General features: G+C 44.6%; 19 protein-coding genes, 4 tRNA genes, 3 rRNA genes and 1 riboswitch. Of the genes, 20 read left to right on the top strand and 6 right to left on the bottom strand.

Going from position 1 to position 21,472, the window contains the following annotated elements:
• Positions 1-21: 21 nt before the first annotated feature.
• Entirely contained in the window at positions 22-969 is a 948-nt protein-coding gene (fmt, locus tag OCU38_RS12620) for a methionyl-tRNA formyltransferase (protein WP_261823283.1), read from the bottom strand.
• A gap of 17 nt (positions 970-986) precedes the next feature.
• A complete protein-coding gene (def, locus tag OCU38_RS12615) occupies positions 987-1,496 on the bottom strand; it encodes a peptide deformylase (RefSeq protein ID WP_023405246.1) in 510 nt (169 codons plus the stop codon).
• Between the two features lie 109 nt (positions 1,497-1,605).
• Between def and dprA the strand changes: the two genes are divergently transcribed.
• The 3 genes from dprA to OCU38_RS12600 are packed head-to-tail and all read left to right on the top strand — an operon-like array spanning position 1,606 to position 3,783.
• Positions 1,606-2,736 carry a DNA-processing protein DprA gene (gene dprA / locus OCU38_RS12610; RefSeq protein WP_261823282.1) on the top strand — a complete coding sequence of 377 codons (1,131 nt, stop codon included), beginning with the start codon at positions 1,606-1,608 and terminating at the stop codon, positions 2,734-2,736.
• 2 nt (positions 2,737-2,738) lie between these two features.
• Positions 2,739-3,212, top strand: coding sequence for a DUF494 family protein (locus OCU38_RS12605; protein WP_021714832.1), 474 nt, complete (start codon positions 2,739-2,741; stop codon positions 3,210-3,212).
• A gap of 19 nt (positions 3,213-3,231) precedes the next feature.
• Entirely contained in the window at positions 3,232-3,783 is a 552-nt protein-coding gene (locus tag OCU38_RS12600; RefSeq protein ID WP_261823281.1) for a DNA topoisomerase family protein, read from the top strand.
• Positions 3,784-3,857: 74 nt separating this feature from the next.
• On the opposite strand, the gene OCU38_RS12595 is transcribed toward OCU38_RS12600, so the two are convergent.
• On the bottom strand, positions 3,858-4,973 hold the full coding sequence (locus tag OCU38_RS12595; protein ID WP_021714833.1) for a 5-(carboxyamino)imidazole ribonucleotide synthase: 1,116 nt from the start codon (positions 4,971-4,973) through the stop codon (positions 3,858-3,860).
• A 4-nt stretch (positions 4,974-4,977) separates the two neighbouring features.
• Positions 4,978-5,463 carry a 5-(carboxyamino)imidazole ribonucleotide mutase gene (purE, locus tag OCU38_RS12590; RefSeq protein ID WP_023405243.1) on the bottom strand — a complete coding sequence of 162 codons (486 nt, stop codon included), beginning with the start codon at positions 5,461-5,463 and terminating at the stop codon, positions 4,978-4,980.
• 183 nt (positions 5,464-5,646) lie between these two features.
• Here purE and OCU38_RS12585 point away from each other — a divergent pair, with 183 nt between their 5' ends.
• The 4 genes from OCU38_RS12585 (at position 5,647) to OCU38_RS12570 (ending at position 8,287) form a co-directional block, all read left to right on the top strand.
• Positions 5,647-6,204 carry an L-threonylcarbamoyladenylate synthase gene (locus OCU38_RS12585; RefSeq protein WP_261823280.1) on the top strand — a complete coding sequence of 186 codons (558 nt, stop codon included), beginning with the start codon at positions 5,647-5,649 and terminating at the stop codon, positions 6,202-6,204.
• Between the two features lie 3 nt (positions 6,205-6,207).
• Positions 6,208-7,113 carry an oxygen-dependent coproporphyrinogen oxidase gene (hemF, locus tag OCU38_RS12580; RefSeq protein ID WP_261823279.1) on the top strand — a complete coding sequence of 302 codons (906 nt, stop codon included), beginning with the start codon at positions 6,208-6,210 and terminating at the stop codon, positions 7,111-7,113.
• A gap of 76 nt (positions 7,114-7,189) precedes the next feature.
• Positions 7,190-8,023 (top strand): shikimate dehydrogenase, encoded by an 834-nt coding sequence (gene aroE, locus OCU38_RS12575; protein WP_261823278.1) that lies wholly within the window; start codon positions 7,190-7,192, stop codon positions 8,021-8,023.
• On the top strand, positions 8,024-8,287 hold the full coding sequence (locus OCU38_RS12570; RefSeq protein ID WP_023405239.1) for a DUF1488 family protein: 264 nt from the start codon (positions 8,024-8,026) through the stop codon (positions 8,285-8,287).
• On the opposite strand, the gene OCU38_RS12565 is transcribed toward OCU38_RS12570, so the two are convergent.
• Positions 8,280-8,828: a gamma carbonic anhydrase family protein gene (locus OCU38_RS12565; protein WP_261823277.1), complete on the bottom strand. Its 549-nt coding sequence runs from the start codon at positions 8,826-8,828 to the stop codon at positions 8,280-8,282. The two genes, OCU38_RS12570 and OCU38_RS12565, sit on opposite strands and share 8 nt — an antisense overlap.
• A 538-nt stretch (positions 8,829-9,366) precedes the next feature.
• Between OCU38_RS12565 and OCU38_RS12560 the strand changes: the two genes are divergently transcribed.
• From OCU38_RS12560 to OCU38_RS12530, 7 genes are all read left to right on the top strand, one after another.
• A 16S ribosomal RNA gene (locus tag OCU38_RS12560) occupies positions 9,367-10,919 on the top strand.
• Positions 10,920-11,019: 100 nt separating this feature from the next.
• Positions 11,020-11,096 (top strand) — tRNA-Ile (locus OCU38_RS12555).
• A gap of 88 nt (positions 11,097-11,184) precedes the next feature.
• Positions 11,185-11,260: transfer RNA gene (locus OCU38_RS12550), tRNA-Ala, on the top strand.
• Positions 11,261-11,635: 375 nt separating this feature from the next.
• Positions 11,636-14,523 (top strand): 23S ribosomal RNA (locus OCU38_RS12545).
• A 125-nt stretch (positions 14,524-14,648) separates the two neighbouring features.
• Positions 14,649-14,764: ribosomal RNA gene (gene rrf, locus OCU38_RS12540) — 5S ribosomal RNA — on the top strand.
• Together the 16S, 23S and 5S rRNA genes with 4 tRNA genes alongside form the textbook arrangement of a ribosomal RNA operon.
• Before the next feature lie 84 nt (positions 14,765-14,848).
• Positions 14,849-14,925 (top strand) — tRNA-Asp (locus OCU38_RS12535).
• A 58-nt stretch (positions 14,926-14,983) separates the two neighbouring features.
• A tRNA-Trp gene (locus OCU38_RS12530) sits at positions 14,984-15,060 on the top strand.
• Between the two features lie 338 nt (positions 15,061-15,398).
• Here the strand turns inward: OCU38_RS12530 and OCU38_RS12525 are convergent.
• A protein-coding gene (locus tag OCU38_RS12525; protein ID WP_261823276.1) for an IS630 family transposase occupies positions 15,399-16,422 on the bottom strand; the annotation gives its coding sequence in 2 pieces (ribosomal slippage) (positions 15,399-15,969 and positions 15,968-16,422; 1,026 coding nt in all).
• Between the two features lie 380 nt (positions 16,423-16,802).
• Here OCU38_RS12525 and crcB point away from each other — a divergent pair.
• The 6 genes from crcB (at position 16,803) to thiH (ending at position 21,458) form a co-directional block, all read left to right on the top strand.
• Positions 16,803-17,186, top strand: a complete 384-nt coding sequence (gene crcB, locus OCU38_RS12520) for a fluoride efflux transporter CrcB (protein WP_021715120.1) — start codon at positions 16,803-16,805, stop codon at positions 17,184-17,186.
• A 40-nt stretch (positions 17,187-17,226) separates the two neighbouring features.
• Positions 17,227-17,340, top strand: a riboswitch (TPP riboswitch).
• An 83-nt stretch (positions 17,341-17,423) separates the two neighbouring features.
• On the top strand, positions 17,424-18,602 hold the full coding sequence (locus tag OCU38_RS12515) for a thiamine phosphate synthase (RefSeq protein ID WP_261823275.1): 1,179 nt from the start codon (positions 17,424-17,426) through the stop codon (positions 18,600-18,602).
• The gene (locus OCU38_RS12510) at positions 18,592-19,356 is read left to right on the top strand and encodes a HesA/MoeB/ThiF family protein (protein WP_261823274.1); all 765 of its coding nucleotides are present in this window, start codon (positions 18,592-18,594) and stop codon (positions 19,354-19,356) included. Before OCU38_RS12515 ends, OCU38_RS12510 begins: the two co-directional genes overlap by 11 nt.
• The gene (gene thiS, locus OCU38_RS12505; RefSeq protein ID WP_261823273.1) at positions 19,349-19,558 is read left to right on the top strand and encodes a sulfur carrier protein ThiS; all 210 of its coding nucleotides are present in this window, start codon (positions 19,349-19,351) and stop codon (positions 19,556-19,558) included. Before OCU38_RS12510 ends, thiS begins: the two co-directional genes overlap by 8 nt.
• 2 nt (positions 19,559-19,560) lie before the next feature.
• Positions 19,561-20,343, top strand: coding sequence for a thiazole synthase (locus OCU38_RS12500; protein ID WP_261823272.1), 783 nt, complete (start codon positions 19,561-19,563; stop codon positions 20,341-20,343).
• Positions 20,340-21,458: a 2-iminoacetate synthase ThiH gene (gene thiH, locus OCU38_RS12495; protein ID WP_261823271.1), complete on the top strand. Its 1,119-nt coding sequence runs from the start codon at positions 20,340-20,342 to the stop codon at positions 21,456-21,458. The genes OCU38_RS12500 and thiH overlap by 4 nt, the downstream gene beginning before the upstream one ends.
• Positions 21,459-21,472: the final 14 nt, after the last annotated feature.

Genomic DNA, 21,472 nt, shown 5'->3' with positions numbered 1-21,472 from the left:
TCAAGCCTTAGAAATAAGTGATTATGCTAATTGGGTTCCAACAGGGAACCAATCTGCTCGAGAATTGAGTACGTCGCCTACCGACATAGCTTTTTTCCCGGGCACTTGGATTTGTTCTAGGATTAAGCGGCCGTTTCCAGTTGCGATTTGAATACCGTTTTTATCAGCGCTGATGATGGTACCGACGGCTTCTGTACAGGCTTCAGAGTTCACGCGTGCTTGCCATACCTTGATGTTCTTATCCGCAATGCTGAAATAACTCATTGGCCAAGGATTAAATGCACGAATTTCACGCTCAAGCGCCACAGCATCTTTGCTCCAGTTCAGTAGCGCTTCTTCTTTGCTGAGTTTCTTGGCGTAATTCGACAGGTCATCATCTTGCTTCACCGCAACGGCTGTGCCTTGCGCTATGTTTGCTAAGCAATCAATGAGAGCAACAGGGCCAAGTTTTGCCAGTTTGTGGTACAAGGCGGCGCTAGTGTCTTCAGGTTCGATAGGTAAAGTCGCAATGTGCAGCATATCGCCCGTATCTAAACCGACATCCATTTGCATGATGGTCACGCCAGTTTCCGCATCGCCCGCCCAAATTGAACGTTGAATTGGGGCTGCGCCGCGCCAGCGAGGCAAAATAGAGCCGTGCACGTTGATGCAACCCAGTTTAGGTGTATCAAGTACTTGCTTAGGCAATAGTAGGCCATAAGCGACCACAACCATGATATCGGCGTTTAAGTCAGCCAATTGTTGTTTGGCTTCGTCTGACTTGAAGTTCTCTGGCTGAAAAACAGGAATATTGTGTTCAATAGCGAGGTTTTTAACTGGACTTGCAGTCAGTTTTTTACCACGGCCCGCAGGTTTGTCTGGGGTCGAGTAAACCGCAATAACCTCATGCTCCGAAGATAACAACGCCGCCAAATGGTCGGCGGCGAAATCTGGAGTCCCTGCAAATACGATCTTTAGTGCTTTGCTCAATGCAAACTCCTGAATAATTAGTTTCTTTCGTTGAAGCGCTTAATTTTTTCTAGCTTGTCTTTGATGCGTTTACGTTTCAGTGGAGAAAGGTAATCAACAAAGAGTTTACCGGCTAAGTGGTCCAACTCATGTTGTACACAGATGGCAAGTAAATCGTCTGCTTCAAAGGTAAATTCGTCGCCGTTACGGTCTTGTGCTTTTACCGATACTTCCGCGGCTCTAGGTACAAGAGCACGCGCACCGGGCACAGATAGACAGCCTTCTTCAATACCGTCTTCACCGCGCTTCTCGGTGATTTCTGGGTTGATCAATACCAAAGGCTCATCGCGATTCTCAGAAAGATCGATTACCACGATACGTTTATGAACATTAACTTGGGTAGAAGCTAAGCCAATACCTTCTTCTTCGTACATGGTTTCAATCATGTCGTCGATGTGTTTTTGGAGTTCAGGCGTAAAATCTTCGACTGGTTTTGCAACCGTACGAAGGCGATCATCAGGAAAGGTTAATACTTGTAATAAAGACATAATCACTCAAAAAAGTTGAACTGCGCCGAAAGAATCTCAGCTACTTGTGACAATTTTAGTCATTTTGGTCTTCAAATAACAGCACCAATATAAATCGATGAGAATAACGATGACAGAACAACAGATAATAGCTTGGTTAACCTTGTCGATGACGCCTCGTTTAAGTGGGGTTAAGCTGCAAAAAATCATTGAGTTTACCTCTCCGTTAGAGCTCATCAATTTATCTAAAAAAGAGTTATTCGACTTAAAATTTACCGATTTACAAGTTCGCCATTTAACAGACAAAGCCAACGCCAATGTTGAACGTTGCTTAAACTGGCTGAGCAAAGACGGTAACCACTTGCTGATCTGTGAAGATGACAGCGCTTATCCTCAGTTATTAAAAGAGATCCCATGTTATCCGCCATTGTTGTTTGTGCAGGGTGAGGTATCGGCTTTAAGTTCCAATCAGATTGGCGTTGTAGGCAGTCGCAATAGTAGCCAAGACGGTTTGTACATTACGCGTCAGTTTTCTGCGGAGTTAACGCAACTTGGGGTGACGATAACCAGTGGGCTTGCTTTAGGTGTCGATGGGCATGCTCATCAAGCGTGTCTTGATCATAAGGGGACGACAGTTGCGGTGTTAGGTAGTGGTTTTGACTACCTCTACCCAAAACAGCATCAGCGTTTAGCTGAACGCATTAAAGCGAGTGGCGCATTGGTGTCTGAGTTTCCTCCTTTTTATCCCCTTAGAGCGTATAACTTCCCTAGACGAAACCGAATTATTAGTGGTTTATCGGTAGGAGTGTTGGTCGTTGAAGCGGCGGCGAAAAGTGGTTCTCTGATTACGGCTCGATTTGCTTTAGAGCAAGGCAGGGATGTGTATGCCGTCCCAGGCTCTGTGCTCAATCCTAATGCGATGGGCTGTAATAACCTGATTCGAGATGGAGCGGTGCTAGTACGCAGTGCACAAGATATTATCCAAGAGATGAATGGCTTGATTGATTGGTCTCAGACCGAGCAACAAGGTTTGGGTTTTCATGCTCAATTGCCAGCAAAAAACAGCGAAAGATGCGCGTCAGAATCAGATTTAAATCAAGGTTTACTTAATCTATTGGGAGATAAGCCAACAGCGGTTGATTTTTTGGCACAAAGCACCCATTTACCCATTAATCAGGTTATGATGCAGTTATTAGAACTGGAGCTCAAAGGACTCGTGGCTTCAGTAGGTGGTGGTTATATTAGATTAAGGGGGAGCTGACTATGATGGATATTCTTATGTATCTATTTGAGACGTATATTCATAGCGAGAGCGATTTGAACGTCGACCAAGATGAGCTTGAGCAAGAACTCCTTCGCGCAGGTTTCCATCAAAATGAGATCTATAAAGCGTTAAACTGGCTTGAAGACCTTGCAGCTTTGCAAAGTGACGATTCAAGTCAAAATATAGCGACTAGCTCAGCGACTTCAATCCGAATTTATTCTGAGAAAGAGCAACAAAGAATAGACACTCGTTGCCGAGGATTCATTTTGTTCTTAGAACAAATTGAAGTGCTAAACCCAGAGCTTCGTGAAATGGTGATTGATCGCGTCATGGGGCTTGAAACTCGAGACTTACAGCTAGATGACCTGAAATGGATCATCTTAATGGTGCTGTTTAATGTTCCGGGCAATGAAAGTGCCTACAACACAATGGAAGAGTTACTTTACTCGACCGATCACGGCATTTTGCACTAAGTCATGCTAGATAAACGCTATGAGTAAAATTAATCATCAACTTTTTTCTGCGGAAGGGCATGCTTTAGAGCAATCATGTCCTAATTGCGGTCATCCTCTACAAATGCGTCATGGTAAGCATGGAGCGTTTTTGGGATGTAGCAATTATCCTAGTTGTGATTACATAAAATCATCACATCAGGCTTCAGGGCAGATTATTAAGCCATTGGGTGTACCTTGCCCTAATTGTGGTGATGAATTGGTACTTAGACAGGGCCGTTATGGCATGTTTATTGGTTGCTCTGCTTATCCCGATTGCCACTATATTGGCAGTTTAGATGAGCCAGAAGATCACAGTGTCGAATCCTTTGTTTGCCCAGAATGCCATAAAGGGCATTTGATTGAGCGTAAATCTCGATATGGGAAAGCATTTTATGCCTGTGATCAGTACCCGAAATGTCAGTTCTCGATCAACAGTGAGCCTAAGCAAGGTAAGTGCCAAGAGTGTGGTTTTGAATTGTTGATGGTGAAGAAAAGCGGAGATAAAAGCAGTGTGATATGCGCCAGTCGTAAGTGTCAGGCAAAACAGTGATTTAAGACTAAATAATAAAAAAGGAGGCGATTGCCTCCTTTTTGCCGTTTATAGGCTGTGTTTTCTATAGCCGGTTATTTTTGATGCAGTGCAGGGAAGGCACTTGCATCTAACCACTGTGCGATATCTTGTAATTGTTGTTGCAGATCCGCAGGGCTATTGCCACAAACATTAATGTGCCCCATCTTACGTCCAGGACGTTTATCCTTGCCGTACCAATGGATATGAGCTTGTTTCATGCTCAAAATCTCTTGTGCAAGAGTATCTTCACCCAGAATGTTAATCATAGCAGTAGGACGCAGTGCTTCAGTGCTACCTAGCGGTAGTCCACAAACGGCGCGCATATGATTTTCAAACTGACAGGTTTCAGCACCTTGCTGTGTCCAGTGACCAGAGTTGTGAACGCGAGGAGCAATTTCATTGACCATCAATTGCCCTTTAACATCGAAGAACTCCAATGCTAAAACACCCACATAATCTAAACACTCAGCAACGGCAGTAAACATTTGCTTCGCTTGAGCTTGCAGTTGTGGCTCGTCAATTGCGGTTGATAGGCTCAACACACCATCGGTATGCACGTTTTCTGCTAATGGGTAGACAGCGATTTCACCGTGTTGATTGCGAGCGCCAATTAAAGACACCTCACGATCAAAGGCAACAAATTCTTCAGCAATAATTGCCTGCGCTGCCGAAGAGGCAATGCACTGTTCCATTTCTGCCCAGATAGCATCAACTTGTGAGGCTTCTTTTAAACGCCATTGACCTTTGCCATCGTAACCGCCTAGAGTGCTTTTTAACACCATAGGTAAACCTACGTATTCAATGGCTTGTTCGAAATCTTGGCGAGTACGAATAAGCGCATATTTCGCGTTGGCAACGTTTGCTTTATCGAGCAGTGCTTTTTCAATGCGGCGATCGCCACCGGTTTTGATTGCAGTCGCACTTGGCAAGAGTTTGCCGCTCGCCTGACAAGCATCCAAAACAGGATGAGGAACATGCTCAAATTCAGCCGTAATCACATCAGCTTGCTCAATCGCAGCTGCCAGTCCACTACCTAGTTTGGTTTGAGTGATGGGCTCAACAATAGACTCACTGTTGACATCAAAAGCGATAGTTTTGATGTTCAGTGGAGCGGCGGCTAGAGCCATCATGCGCGCTAGTTGTCCAGCACCTAAAACTAAAACTTGCACAGTATTAATCCTCCGCTGGGTTCGGATTAGCCAGTACAGTGTCAGTTTGTTCTTTACGGAAAGCTTCTACTTTTTCCATTACTTCAGGAACGTGAGTACCGATAATTTGCGCCGCTAAGATACCAGAGTTTGCTGCACCTGCTTCACCAATTGCCAGAGTGCCTACCGCAATCCCTTTTGGCATTTGTACAATAGAAAGCAGTGAATCCATACCTTTTAAAGCGCGAGACTGAACAGGAACGCCAAGCACTGGAAGGCTAGTAAATGCCGCACACATACCAGGAAGGTGCGCCGCGCCGCCAGCGCCAGCAATAATAACTTTAATACCACGTTCTTTTGCACTAGAAGCATAGTCTGCTAGTAGTTGTGGAGTACGGTGAGCTGATACAACTTTAGTTTCGTAGCTAACACCGAATTGGTCGAGCATTTCAGCAGCTAACTTCATCGTTGGCCAATCTGATTTAGAACCCATAATAATACCGACTTGCATGTAACGACTCCTAATTTAACTAGTAGAGATTTAGATACTGATTTTGCGCGCATTATACGGTTATTTTTTGAATAGGAAAACGTTTGCGTCGCTTTGTTTTGCTGATTTAAAGGAAATGCTTACCAGTCACGAATAGAATTTGTAAACTAAGGCAAAAGATAGTGTAGAGAGGATACTCAAGGAATGATGCTAATTGAGCAAGCTGTCGGGGCGCTTCACCAAGGAAAGGTTATCGCTTACCCCACAGAAGCCGTGTTTGGTGTTGGGTGCGATCCCGATAATGAACAAGCCTTACAGGCGTTAATTGAACTAAAACAAAGAGACCCAGCAAAAGGGTTGATTTTAATTGCGGCTAGCTTTGAACAGCTACTGCCGTATGTAGATATAAGTGAACTTTCAACTGAACAGCTTGAAGTGGTATTCCAAAGTTGGCCGGGCCCTGTGACATGGGTTATGCCAGTGAGTAAGAAAGTACATCAGTTAGTGCATGGGCAGTTTGATAGTGTTGCGGTAAGGGTGACAGATCATCCTTTAGTGCAACAGTTATGCATTGAATTTGCCAAGCCAATTACCTCGACCAGTGCCAATTTATCGGGATTACCTCCCTGTTTAAGTGCCGAAGAGGTCGAGAGTCAACTTGGTAATGAAGATGTGTTTATTGTTAAAGGTGCGGTCGGTGACAGAAGTAAACCGTCAGAAATTAAAGACGCCAAAACATTACAAATATTAAGACAAGGGTAAACAATGACACAGGTTGATAAAGAAGCCGTAAAACGCTTTTTATTGCAATTGCAGGACAATATTTGTTCTGAATTGGAAAAAGCGGATGGGGATGCAACCTTTGTTGAAGATGCATGGCTACGAGAGCAGGGCGGTGGTGGCCGAACTCGAGTCTTGAAAAATGGCGCTGTTATCGAACAGGGTGGAGTAAACTTCTCACATGTATTCGGTGACAAAATGCCAGCCTCTGCGACGGCTAATCGTCCAGAGCTAGCGGGCAGAAAGTTTGAAGCTATGGGTGTTTCTTTGGTTATTCATCCAAAGAACCCTTATGTACCGACTTCTCACGCCAATGTACGTTTCTTTATTGCTGAGAAAGAAGGCTGTGAACCTATTTGGTGGTTTGGTGGTGGTTTTGACTTAACACCATTCTATCCATTTGCAGAAGATTGCCAGCACTGGCACAACACCGCCAAGCAATTGTGCGCACCATTTGGTGACACAGTGTATGCAGAACATAAAAAATGGTGTGATGAGTATTTCTATTTACCACATCGAAATGAAACTCGCGGTATTGGTGGCTTATTTTTTGATGACCTAAACGAATGGGGCTTTGAAAAATGCTTTGCCTACATCCAAGCGGTTGGAGAAGGGTACACCAAGGCTTACGTACCTATTATTGAAAAGCGTAAGAATACCCCGTTTACCGAACAACAGCGTCAATTCCAACTTTATCGACGCGGTCGCTATGTAGAGTTCAATCTAGTTTATGATCGAGGCACCTTATTTGGTTTGCAAAGTAATGGACGAACCGAATCCATATTAATGTCTATGCCACCTTTAGCGCGCTGGGAGTACAACTACCAAGTAGCAGAAGGTTCCCATGAAGATCGCCTATATAAAGAGTACTTAGTGCCTAGAGAGTGGTAACACTTTTTCTTCACGCTGTTCAGTGGTAGGTTCTTAGAAGGTCGTTTTATGATTAGTTTTTCAGTCAGGTAGGAAGATGAAGCAGTTAATTGATAAGTATGTCGTATTTGGAAACCCAATAAAGCAGAGTAAATCACCGTTTATTCATACTTTATTTGCCCGTCAGACTAACCAGAGTCTTACCTATTCAGCGCAACACGCTGAAGTGGGCGAGTTTACCCAAGCGGCCACAGAATTTTTTGCTCAAGGCGGTAAAGGTTGCAATATTACCGCTCCCTTCAAGCATGATGCCTACCAACTGGCAGATAGGCTGACCGAAAGAGCACAGCTTGCTGGCGCGGTGAATACACTGAAAAAGCTCGATGATGGCGAGATTATTGGTGATAACACTGATGGTGAAGGGCTAGTTCAAGATCTACTGCAATACCAAGTATTACTTAAAGGTGCCAAGATTCTGGTTATTGGTGCTGGTGGTGCAGTGCGCGGTGTCTTAAAGCCATTGCTTGACCAACAGCCTCTAGAGCTTGTGATAGCCAATAGAACATTGAGTAAGGCGCAGGCTCTAGCGGAGCAATTTAAGCCGTATGGTCCAATCAAGGCGCTGCCTATCGATGAAGTAGCAGAAAGCTTTGATGTTGTGATTAACTCAACGTCCGCAGGGCTAACGAAACAGCTACCTAAAATATCAGCCAAGATATTTTCCTCACAAACCGTCAGCTATGACATGGTTTACGGTGCAGGAACGACGGTTTTTAATCAGTGGGCAAAAGAACAAGGTGCGGCGAAAGCTTACGATGGTTTAGGCATGTTAGTTGGACAGGCCGCTGAGAGCTTTATGTTGTGGAGAGGGATTCGACCTGGGGCAAAACAAATCCTCAGAGAATTACGTAAAAACCTAGAGGGCTCGTAAATGAACCAATCTATTATCTTTACCGATCAACAAAGTTGGAATGCCAATAATAAGACAGTGACCTTTATTGGTCAGCAAGCGGGTAATCTTATTGAATGCATCGTCTCGGTTTCCTATTTGCAAAACCTATCACAACTGCCTATTGAAGATGAAAACGTGGCATTGCAGGTTTTTTCTGAATACCGCTTTGATTTGGAAGATCTGGCAGAAGAGCTGATTGAAGCAGAAGAGTTCAACCAGCTAGGACAAATCGAAATTAATTAATGTCGTGTACTTCGTTCAAGTAGTCGTTTTTATTTTGAACATAGTTATCGGCAGACTTCACTAAAAAAGCGGTTTCTTCTTCAGTTAAAGGTCGTATCTGTTTTACAGGGCGGCCTACATAGAGATAACCGCTTTCTAATACTTTATTCGGTGGAACTAAGCTTCCCGCGCCAATAAACACATCGTCCTCTATAACAGCACCATCTAAAATTGTGCTGCTCATTCCCACAAGCACTCTGTTTTTAATGGTGCATCCATGCAGCATCACCAAGTGACCTACAGTTACATCATCGCCAATCAATAGCGGATAGCCGTTTGGATTGCTTGGACTCTTGTGAGTAACATGCAATACAGAACCATCTTGAACATTGGTTCGTTCGCCAATATGGATATGATTAACATCACCACGAGCGGCAACATGTGGCCAAATGCTAGAATCCGCACCTATTTTTACATCACCGACAATAACGGAAGAGTCATCTATATAAGCATTGGGCTCAATTGACGGCTTAATGCCCTTGAAACTGCGTAAAGAACTCATAGTTAAACCTCACTAAAACTGTATCAATATTGTTATGAAACTATCAAAAAAAGACCTTTGTGGCTAATTGATGAGCATACGGCAATAAAAGGCGAAAATCTTCGAAAAAATGCTTGCCAACTTGATCTGTATCTCTATAATGCGCCCCACTGACACGGCAACAGCGACAACGCTTCGCAGTGATTCAGTCGGCAAATTAGCTGAACCATTTGAGTTTAACTTCTCTTAGAAAATAAATTCAAAAAAGTGTTTGACACTGTGGTTCAAAACGCTAGAATGGCCGTCCACTTGAGAGGTAAGCCTCGATAGTGTGCTCTTTAACAATTTAAACCTATCAATCTGTGTGGGCACTCGTTGATGATAATCGAAAAGATTTATCAATGAACTGAGTGACCAATACAATGATTTTTAATCATTGGCACAGTCAATTCATTATCGTTCTGTTGGAACGATAATAGCTTTAAAATTACATTAGTAGTTTTGAAGTCAGTATTCATTGAGCCGGTCGCCTTTACTTTAAGAGCGGCCAAAAAAACTTTAATTGAAGAGTTTGATCATGGCTCAGATTGAACGCTGGCGGCAGGCCTAACACATGCAAGTCGAGCGGAAACGACAACATTGACCCTTCGGGTGATTTGTTGGGCGTCGAGCGGCGGACGGGTGAGTAATGCCTGGGAAATTGCCCTGATGTGGGGGATAACTATTGGAAACGATAGCTAATACCGCATAACGTCTACGGACCAAAGAGGGGGACCTTCGGGCCTCTCGCTTCAGGATATGCCCAGGTGGGATTAGCTAGTTGGTGAGGTAATGGCTCACCAAGGCGACGATCCCTAGCTGGTCTGAGAGGATGATCAGCCACACTGGAACTGAGACACGGTCCAGACTCCTACGGGAGGCAGCAGTGGGGAATATTGCACAATGGGCGCAAGCCTGATGCAGCCATGCCGCGTGTATGAAGAAGGCCTTCGGGTTGTAAAGTACTTTCAGTCGTGAGGAAGGCAATATAGTTAATAGCTATATTGTTTGACGTTAGCGACAGAAGAAGCACCGGCTAACTCCGTGCCAGCAGCCGCGGTAATACGGAGGGTGCGAGCGTTAATCGGAATTACTGGGCGTAAAGCGCATGCAGGTGGTTTGTTAAGTCAGATGTGAAAGCCCGGGGCTCAACCTCGGAACCGCATTTGAAACTGGCAGGCTAGAGTACTGTAGAGGGGGGTAGAATTTCAGGTGTAGCGGTGAAATGCGTAGAGATCTGAAGGAATACCAGTGGCGAAGGCGGCCCCCTGGACAGATACTGACACTCAGATGCGAAAGCGTGGGGAGCAAACAGGATTAGATACCCTGGTAGTCCACGCCGTAAACGATGTCTACTTGGAGGTTGTGGCCTTGAGCCGTGGCTTTCGGAGCTAACGCGTTAAGTAGACCGCCTGGGGAGTACGGTCGCAAGATTAAAACTCAAATGAATTGACGGGGGCCCGCACAAGCGGTGGAGCATGTGGTTTAATTCGATGCAACGCGAAGAACCTTACCTACTCTTGACATCCAGAGAACTTTTCAGAGATGAATTGGTGCCTTCGGGAACTCTGAGACAGGTGCTGCATGGCTGTCGTCAGCTCGTGTTGTGAAATGTTGGGTTAAGTCCCGCAACGAGCGCAACCCTTATCCTTGTTTGCCAGCACGTAATGGTGGGAACTCCAGGGAGACTGCCGGTGATAAACCGGAGGAAGGTGGGGACGACGTCAAGTCATCATGGCCCTTACGAGTAGGGCTACACACGTGCTACAATGGCGCATACAGAGGGCGGCCAACCAGCGATGGTGAGCGAATCCCAAAAAGTGCGTCGTAGTCCGGATTGGAGTCTGCAACTCGACTCCATGAAGTCGGAATCGCTAGTAATCGTAGATCAGAATGCTACGGTGAATACGTTCCCGGGCCTTGTACACACCGCCCGTCACACCATGGGAGTGGGCTGCAAAAGAAGTGGGTAGTTTAACCTTCGGGAGGACGCTCACCACTTTGTGGTTCATGACTGGGGTGAAGTCGTAACAAGGTAGCCCTAGGGGAACCTGGGGCTGGATCACCTCCTTATACGATGATTACTCACGATGAGTGTCCACACAGATTGATATGGTTTAGAAAGTAAAGAGAGTATTTTACGAAATAGCTTTTAGCTGTTTTGTGAAAAATTGGGTCTGTAGCTCAGCTGGTTAGAGCGCTCGCCTGATAAGCGGGAGGTCGGTGGTTCAAGTCCACTCAGACCCACCAATTTTTCCTTATACTGCGTTAGATTCTTCGTTGTGTACTGATGTACACGGCCTCACAATCTGCCTTGTCTAAGAAAAAATACCAAGATGGGGCTATAGCTCAGCTGGGAGAGCGCCTGCCTTGCACGCAGGAGGTCTGCGGTTCGATCCCGCATAGCTCCACCATCTTTAAGTGTTCTTATTTCTTTTAAATAGAAAGTAGAATCTTTAAAAATGGTTTCGAAAGAAATTCATGCTCTTTAACAATTTGGAAAGCTGACGATAAGTAATGTGATTTCATTACTTATCAAATTTAAAAGTTCTCAAATCCTATATCTTTATGATGTAGGTACCAACACACATTCAAGTGTTCTTGGGAATAACATCATTGCCTGATGTTATTCAAATTTGAGTCCGGCAAAATCGATGTTTGCTTCTGCTTTTTAAAGCGGAAATAAACAATAGTTATCTCGCTCATAATAAAGAGATAACGCACCTTGGAAACGTCATACTACGTTGTAGCAAACGTATTGCGTTAAGCAAGACCCTTTGGGGTTGTATGGTTAAGTGACTAAGCGTACACGGTGGATGCCTTGGCAGTCAGAGGCGATGAAAGACGTAATAACTTGCGATAAGCCCAGATTAGGTAGTAATAACCATTTGAGTCTGGGATTTCTGAATGGGGAAACCCACGTGCATAAGCACGTATCATTAACTGAATACATAGGTTAATGAGGCAAACCCGGGGAACTGAAACATCTAAGTACCCGGAGGAAGAGAAATCAACCGAGATTCCGAAAGTAGCGGCGAGCGAAATTGGATTAGCCCTTAAGCTTTTAATGACACAGACGAAGGCTCTGGAAAGTGCCGCAATAAAGGGTGATAGCCCCGTAGTCGACATGTCGTTTTAAGTGAAATCGAGTAAGGCGGGACACGTGATATCCTGTTTGAACATGGGGGGACCATCCTCCAAGGCTAAATACTACTGACTGACCGATAGTGAACCAGTACCGTGAGGGAAAGGCGAAAAGAACCCCTGTGAGGGGAGTGAAATAGAACCTGAAACCGTGTACGTACAAGCAGTAGGAGCTCTTCGAGAGTGACTGCGTACCTTTTGTATAATGGGTCAGCGACTTAATTTTAGTAGCAAGGTTAACCGAATAGGGGAGCCGTAGGGAAACCGAGTCTTAACTGGGCGTCGAGTTGCTAGAATTAGACCCGAAACCAGGTGATCTAGCCATGGGCAGGTTGAAGGTTGAGTAACATCAACTGGAGGACCGAACCGACTAATGTTGAAAAATTAGCGGATGACTTGTGGCTAGGGGTGAAAGGCCAATCAAACCTGGAGATAGCTGGTTCTCCCCGAAAGCTATTTAGGTAGCGCCTCGGACGAATACCAATGGGGGTAGAGCACTGTTAAGGCTAGGGGGTCATCCCGACTTACCAACCCTTTGCAAACTCCGAATACCATTGAGTACTATCCGGGAGACACACGGCGGGTGCTAACGTCCGTCGTGGAGAGGGAAACAACCCAGACCGCCAGCTAAGGTCCCAAAGTATAGCTAAGTGGGAAACGATGTGGGAAGGCTTAGACAGCCAGGATGTTGGCTTAGAAGCAGCCATCATTTAAAGAAAGCGTAATAGCTCACTGGTCGAGTCGGCCTGCGCGGAAGATGTAACGGGGCTAAGCTATACACCGAAGCTGCGGCTGCATGCAATGCATGCGGGGTAGGGGAGCGTTCTGTAAGCCGTTGAAGGTGGTCTGTAAGGGCTGCTGGAGGTATCAGAAGTGCGAATGCTGACATGAGTAACGATAATGGGGGTGAAAAACCCCCACGCCGGAAGACCAAGGGTTCCTGTCCAACGTTAATCGGGGCAGGGTAAGTCGACCCCTAAGGCGAGGCCGAAAGGCGTAGTCGATGGGAAACGGGTTAATATTCCCGTACTTCTTATAATTGCGATGGGGGGACGGAGAAGGCTAGGTGGGCCTGGCGATGGTTGTCCAGGTTCAAGTATGTAGGCGGAAAGTTTAGGTAAATCCGGACTTTCTTAACGCTGAGATACGATGTCGAGCTGCTACGTGCAGTGAAGTCATTGATGCCATGCTTCCAGGAAAAGCCTCTAAGCTTCAGATTATAAGGAATCGTACTCCAAACCGACACAGGTGGTCGGGTAGAGAATACCAAGGCGCTTGAGAGAACTCGGGTGAAGGAACTAGGCAAAATGGTACCGTAACTTCGGGAGAAGGTACGCTCTTGGCGGTGAAGTCCCTTGCGGATGGAGCTACTAGGAGTCGCAGATACCAGGTGGCTGCAACTGTTTATTAAAAACACAGCACTGTGCAAAATCGTAAGATGACGTATACGGTGTGACGCCTGCCCGGTGCCGGAAGGTTAATTGATGGGGTTAGACTTAGGTCGAAGCTCTTGATCGAAGCCCCGGTAAACGGCGGCCGTAACTATAACGGTCCTAAGGTAGCGAAATTCCTTGTCGGGTAAGTTCCGACCTGCACGAATGGCGTAATGATGGCCACGCTGTCTCCACCCGAGACTCAGTGAAATTGAAATCGCTGTGAAGATGCAGTGTACCCGCGGCTAGACGGAAAGACCCCGTGAACCTTTACTACAGCTTGGCACTGAACATTGACCCTACATGTGTAGGATAGGTGGGAGCCTTTGAAACAAGCACGCCAGTGTTTGTGGAGGCAATCTTGAAATACCACCCTTGTATGCTTGATGTTCTAACGTAGGTCCCTAATCGGGATTGCGGACAGTGCCTGGTGGGTAGTTTGACTGGGGCGGTCTCCTCCCAAAGAGTAACGGAGGAGCACGAAGGTGGGCTAAACACGGTTGGACATCGTGTGGTTAGTGCAATGGCATAAGCCCGCTTGACTGCGAGAATGACAATTCGAGCAGGTGCGAAAGCAGGTCATAGTGATCCGGTGGTTCTGAATGGAAGGGCCATCGCTCAACGGATAAAAGGTACTCCGGGGATAACAGGCTGATACCGCCCAAGAGTTCATATCGACGGCGGTGTTTGGCACCTCGATGTCGGCTCATCACATCCTGGGGCTGAAGTCGGTCCCAAGGGTATGGCTGTTCGCCATTTAAAGTGGTACGCGAGCTGGGTTTAGAACGTCGTGAGACAGTTCGGTCCCTATCTGCCGTGGGCGTTGGAAGATTGAAGGGGGCTGCTCCTAGTACGAGAGGACCGGAGTGGACGAACCTCTGGTGTTCGGGTTGTCATGCCAATGGCATTGCCCGGTAGTTAAGTTCGGAATCGATAAGCGCTGAAAGCATCTAAGCGCGAAGCGAGCCCTGAGATGAGTCTTCCCTGGCACTTTAAGTGTCCTAAAGGGTTGTTCGAGACTAGAACGTTGATAGGCAGGGTGTGTAAGTGCTGTGAGGCATTGAGCTAACCTGTACTAATTGCCCGTGAGGCTTAACCATACAACACCCAAGGGGTTTTGTGGACTCAAAGTAAGAACTTTGAATGTGTGACATAACTTTTAAATAACAGTTTTCCGAATTATTTACCTCTAGCTTTTTAAAAGCTGGAAGTAAAAAAGAATTTGCTTGGCGACCATAGCATTGTGGACCCACCTGATTCCATGCCGAACTCAGAAGTGAAACACAATAGCGCCGATGGTAGTGTGGGGCTTCCCCATGTGAGAGTAGGACATCGCCAGGCTTTAATTAAGTTTTTAGATTTTATATCTAGAGACAAAAACTGGATAAGGCATTTATAAGACCTTGTTTAGTAACAAATTGGTGCGGAGTGGTAGTTCAGTTGGTTAGAATACCGGCCTGTCACGCCGGGGGTCGCGGGTTCGAGTCCCGTCCACTCCGCCACTTATTCTGATAACCTTGCTTTAGCAAGGTTTTTTCAGATTAAGAAACTGAAGAATTTAGGGGTGTAGCTCCAATTGGCAGAGCAGCGGATTCCAAATCCGCGTGTTGGGAGTTCGAATCTCTCCACCCCTGCCATAATTAAGGCCTTAGTCGAGAGACTGAGGCCTTTTTTCGTATCTGCATTTTGTTCACTTCTTTCTGTTGTAGGCACTCTTTCTGCCTATATACGAAAGCGAGGTTTTTTCAGATTGAGAAACTAAAGAATTCTAACGGTGTAGCTCCAATTGGCAGAGCAGCGGATTCCCCTAATCCCTGAAGACGGCGCGTGTTGGGAGTTCGAATCTCTCCACCCCTGCCATAATTAAGGCCTTAGTCGAGAGACTGAGGCCTTTTTTTGTATCTGGATTTTTGTCTCTCTCTTTTGAAGCAGCATGTTCTTTCCATTTATAGGACTGTCATACCAATTCCGTTAATTAACTTATCAAGTTTAACCAATCTCTAAAGCAGAGGGAGATGACTCTGCTTTTATCTTCACAAAACCGATTCCACGCTCTACATATTGTCTCTACAATATCGTCATAATTTTCGAAGCACCTATTTGCTACTTCATTTTGACGCAGCCAACTCCATACCTGTTCTATAGGGTTAAGTTCGGGAGAATAAGGTGGGATATGAATGATGGTAAGGTTCTCAAATTCATCTGCAAGATAGCTCTGGTGCCAACTCGCTTGATCCATGATCACAACAGCATGCTTGCCAGCTGGTGTGGCTTGAGAAATTAATCTGAGTTGCTCTTTCATTGCTTCCATATTGCTCAGGGGAACCACTATCGCTTCAGCTTCTCCTGTCGTGACACATACTGCTCCGAAAAGGTATGCATACTCAAACTGCTGTTGTTGTACTACTCTAGGACGCGTACCTTTCTCTGCCCATATTCGCGTTGTTGTATTGCGTTGACCAAATCTAGCCTCATCTTGAAACCATATTTGAACATCTTTTAAGGCGACATGGCCAGGGATCTTAAGGATCGTTTCGATTGGGAATTTTTTTAAAAGCTTCTTGAGCTTCAACTGACTGCTTAGGATGTTTGGAACGAGTAGTAATCCAACTCAAGCCTATGTCATGTAATAACTGATAGAGCGCCGACTTTTTATATGATGTACTGAAATTGCTTTCTATATAGAGCCCAATGTCTTTTGCTTGAAGGCGACCGCCACTCTCATTTACGGCATATTCGATAACATACTCTTTGAGTTGTGATTTTTGCTCGTCTGTTAGGCGATGAGGTCTACCAGTGTGTGGTTTCTCTTGAAGTCCTTCAAGACCATTGTCGAGATATGCTTTGACCCATTTATTGACGCTTACTCTGCTAACTTTAAGGTACTTAGCTATTTGAGTGCGACTTTTACCGTCAACAAAATGAGAAACGGCTAAATAACGCATTCTAAGTCGAGCGTTGGATGTGGAATTAATCAGACTCGGAAAATCATGCTTCATAAGGACTCCTTTAAGAGTCCATTATTAGATCATAAAATTAACGGAATTGGTATCACTATCTTGCCTCAAATGGAATTTAAGGATGTCTTTCCTTTAGTTACTATATTGATGCCTATTTATCTTTATGCCACTTCAGAGCCTCTTCTAGAGACTCTATATCCGTATTTGATCGTGTGTATGAACAATATTTTTCAAGATGCGAATTTCTCTTTCTTATTACGATTATTGACCTAATTGCTACTATTTTCTGCAATCTAAACTTTTACATTATATCGAGTGCATATGTTTGCTATGCTAATGATCTAGATCACATTAACGTCATATAAAGTGACGCATGTAACTTTTTAAATCTAACTAGTTTTCTTGGGAGATAAGTGGCAATGGGACAGTTTGCAACCCTAGGTTTTATCGCAATAGGTGGCGCTTTTGGTGCTTGTTCACGTTATTTAATATCTGAACTTTGCGTACTTCTTTTAGGCCGAGGTTTTCCTTATGGTACGTTAACCGTAAATATTGTTGGCTCATTTATAATGGGTACGCTTATTGCGTTATTTGAAAACGAAGTGATTGCTGTAGACCCATGGCGTCAAATCGTTGGGCTTGGCTTCCTTGGTGCCTTAACTACCTTCTCAACATTCTCTATGGATAATGTTCTTATGTTCCAACAAGGTGACTATTGGAAAGCGGGTCTAAATATTCTACTCAATGTTGTGTTTAGTATCTCTGCTGCAATGATCGGTTTTCATCTTGTGTTCAAAAACTGAGTAAGTTTGCTTTGTTCTTTTGATAGTTTCTATATAATGAATCTGCTTGTCGGAGTGCTGAAGTGTTAATCACAAGAAGCTGAGACCGTGAATACGGAATCCGTAGAACCTGATACAGGATAATACCTGCGAAGGAAACAAGGTGGTCAATTCTATTTAGGTATTAAGATTTTTAACTTAGTACCACCTGCCATCAATCTATCCGACAAGCTGTGTTTATTACAGAAGGATAGGGCGATGGAATCCCCACTTACTAGCTTTATACAATCCCCCAATGCTACTCCAGCTTTTCACGCAGCGGTTGACTCTGTTATTGAGTGCGCACGTGATGCTGGTTTTACAAACCTAATTACTGAATACAAGCAAGGCGATAACTTTGCTATTAGTCTAGCTGCCCCAGAGCAATCCTATAATTTAGTTGTAGATGACAGTGAATCATCACAACAATCTATTGCCATTTACGATCAAAATAACCAACACATCGCTTCTATCACAACTTTGTTTACACAAGGCAAAGACATTGTCCGCTTAGGCAATGGCACTCAGTTTGAATGGGACTATGTGTTAGCTGAGTACTCGACAACACGCGATAGTTACATTGCTTGGTTACTGGTTTCACTTTCTCTTGGATTTACGATTGAAGATTCTGCGCTAACTTCTCGTAGTGCACAGCATGTTTCATGTGAAACATGGCCATCGGATATCCGCTATTTTCCCCGCTTAAGAAACAATAATCTCGCGACAACAGTTCGTAAACAGACGCGATGCTTTGGTCTATATCCAGTAGTAGACAGCATAGAATTAGTGGAAGAGTTAGCTACTTGTGGTGTGGAAATTTTACAGCTCAGAATAAAAGACAAAGCAGCCAGTGACGTTTCTGATGATGTAAAACGTGCTATTCAAATAGGCAAAGAACGTGGTGTTGATATCGTTATCAATGATTACTGGGGACTTGCTTTAGAGCATGGAGCATCCTGTATTCATCTAGGCCAAGAGGACTTAGCTGAGCTAGAAGATAGCAGTCTATTGGATAGCGATATCGGTTTAGGTATCTCAACTCATGGCTATTTCGAGATTATTAATGCCTTGCAGTACAAACCTTCATACCTTGCATTGGGGCATATATTCCCAACCACCACCAAAGACATGCCTTCATCTCCGCAAGGACTAATCAAACTCAAACTATACCAAGCCCTTATTTCATCTATTGGTAAGCAAAGAGGATCACTCCTACCTAGTGTTGCGATTGGTGGTATTGATTTAGCGCGTGCGCCTAAGGTGATCGATACTGGTGTTTCGAGTGTGGCAGTGGTTAGGGCTGTAACATTAGCGGATGATAAGAAGAAAGCAGTCGATCAATTTCAAGTGTTGTTTAACTCTGAACACTCAGTGGATGGAGTGACCAATGCTCACTGATAAGGAATTTGTACGTTATCAACGGCAAATAATGTTGCCTGAGATCGGAGAGCAAGGACAGCAGTCACTACTAAACGCCAAGGCGCTCATTGTTGGTTGTGGTGGTTTAGGCAGTGCTGTGGCACTGCAACTGGCAGGTGCTGGGGTAGGTAAGCTAGTTCTTTGTGATGATGACAGCGTAGAAATTAGTAACTTGCACCGACAATTAAGCTATCGCGAATCCGACCTTGGTAGCTCAAAAGCTATCTCTCTAGCTAATCAAGTTCGCCAGCTAAATTCCTCAACCAATGTACGCAGTGTTAATCGACGTATGAGCTTAGACTCCTTGCTGTTAGAAGTTAGCATGGCTGATCTGGTTGTTGACTGCAGTGACAACTTTCCTACCCGACAAGATATCAATAAGGCCTGCTTTTCTAATACCACGCCGTTAGTTTCTGGTGCTGCTATAGGTTGGGATGGTCAGCTTGCGTATTTTGATTATCAAGGGGAGAAAGCACCTTGCTATCACTGCCTATATCCATTTACCGAATCTAACCAAGCAACCAAATGTAGTGAATCAGGTGTGATGGGACCAAACGTAAATATGATTGCGAGCTTGCAATCGATGCTTGCGATACGTGCGCTTATTGAACCTGAAACACTGAACGCGGCAGAGTTAATCGTCTTTCAAGGACGCACTATGACTCAACAGAAATTTGAAATTGCTAAAGATGACACCTGTGCCGTCTGCAATAAGGAAGTAATTGATGACTGATATTTCAATAACCATCAACGATAAGTCGATAACACTGGGTGCTGATAGTACCTTAGTCGACGTATTGGAAAACCAAGGATTGCCAACCCAAGGCTGTGCAATTGCTCTAAACAATAAAGTTGTTCCACAATCAAAATGGGACAGCATCAAGCTACAGAAGGGCGACACTCTTTCTGTATTTCGCGCGATAGCTGGAGGCTAATTATGTTGAAAATAGCAGATAAGACATTTAATTCACGACTGTTTACCGGCACGGGTAAGTACGCAAACAACCAATTAATGGCATCATCAATTACAGCTTCTGAATCCGAACTGGTGACTATGGCATTGAAGCGTGTAGACGTGTTCGACAAGCAAGATGATATTCTAGGTTCATTAAACAATATTGGCGTGAATTTATTACCCAATACTTCAGGCGCTAAGAATGCGCAAGATGCGATATTTGCCGCGCATTTAGCAAGAGAAGCCTTGCAAACGAACTGGCTTAAACTAGAGATTCATCCTGACCCTAAGTACTTGATGCCTGATCCAATCGAAACACTAAAAGCGGCAGAGCAGTTGGTGAAAGATGGCTTTGTAGTATTACCTTACTGTCATGCTGACCCTGTGTTATGCAAGCGCCTAGAAGAAGTAGGTTGCGCTGCTGTGATGCCACTTGGTGCTCCTATTGGCACCAATAAAGGATTGGCCTCAATTGATTTCTTAAAGATCATTATCGAACAAGCAAATGTTCCGGTGATTGTTGACGCAGGAATTGGCGCTCCATCTCATGCGGCGCAAGCAATGGAAATGGGCGCAGATGCCGTTTTGGTCAATACCGCGATGGCAACTGCTGGCGATCCGATTGCAATTGGTCGTGCTTTTAAGTTAGCGGTAGAAGCGGGTAGGATTGCTTACGAGTCTGGCTTAGGTGCACAACAAGTTAAAGCAATGGCATCGAGCCCTATGACTGCATTTCTTGATTCCTCATACGAGGCGAAACTATGAGTTTTGTCGACGTATTCAAATCGATAGATTGGAGTGAAAGCTACCTGTCTATTATGTCCAAAACCTCTACTGATGTAGAAAGAGCTTTGGCTAAAACGAAGTTAGATCTTGAAGACTTTAAAGCGCTCATTTCGCCTGCGGCAGAACCATACTTAGAAAACATGGCTCAGCTTTCTTACCAAAAAACGAGACAGCGTTTTGGCTCTACCATTGGTTTATATGTGCCTCTGTATCTTTCAAATCTTTGTTCTAATGATTGTACGTACTGCGGGTTCTCAATGAACAATCGCATTAAGCGTAAAACGCTGACTAAAGAAGAGATTGATTTAGAAGTTAATGTACTAAAAGCAATGAAATTCGACAGCGTACTTTTAGTCACTGGTGAGCATCAGAAAAAAGTCGGTATGGAATATTTCCGCCAAGCCGTGCCTCAGATAAAAGAACAATTTAATTATCTGGCCATGGAAGTGCAGCCTCTTGAACAAGGGCAATATGCTGAACTGAAAGGTCTTGGCTTGGATGCGGTCATGGTTTACCAAGAGACGTACAATCCATCCACGTATGCAGAGCATCACCTAAAAGGCTCAAAGACAGACTTTTACTATCGACTAGAAACTCCTGATAGATTGGCTAAAGCTGGAATAGATAAGATAGGTATTGGTGCATTAATTGGCTTAGATAACTGGCGAGTGGATAGCATGTTTGTTGCTTGTCATCTTGATTATCTAGAGAAGACATATTGGAAAACTCGCTATAGCATTTCACTGCCAAGGCTAAGACCTTGCGAGGGGGGTGTACAACCTAAGTCGATATTGAATGACAAACAGATGGTGCAATTGATTTGTGCTTATCGTCTATTCAACCAACATGTGGATATCTCTTTATCTACTCGTGAATCAGCTTCATTTAGAGACAACATCTTACCGCTAGGTGTTACTACTGTCTCGGCGGCATCTAAGACTCAGCCAGGTGGTTATGCAGTTGATATCGATGATCAAGAACTGGAGCAATTTGAAATATCAGATGAGCGAACAGCGTTAGAAGTTGAATCTGCAATTCGCAGTCGCGGTTTTGAACCGGTATGGAGAGATTGGACGTCGATTTATTCTGGTTAGTGTTTCACGTGAAA

The organism is Vibrio neonatus, from assembly GCF_024346975.1.
GTDB lineage: Bacteria > Pseudomonadota > Gammaproteobacteria > Enterobacterales > Vibrionaceae > Vibrio > Vibrio neonatus.
Note: the sequence above shows the minus strand (reverse complement) of the source record. Positions and strands in the feature narration are given on the sequence as shown.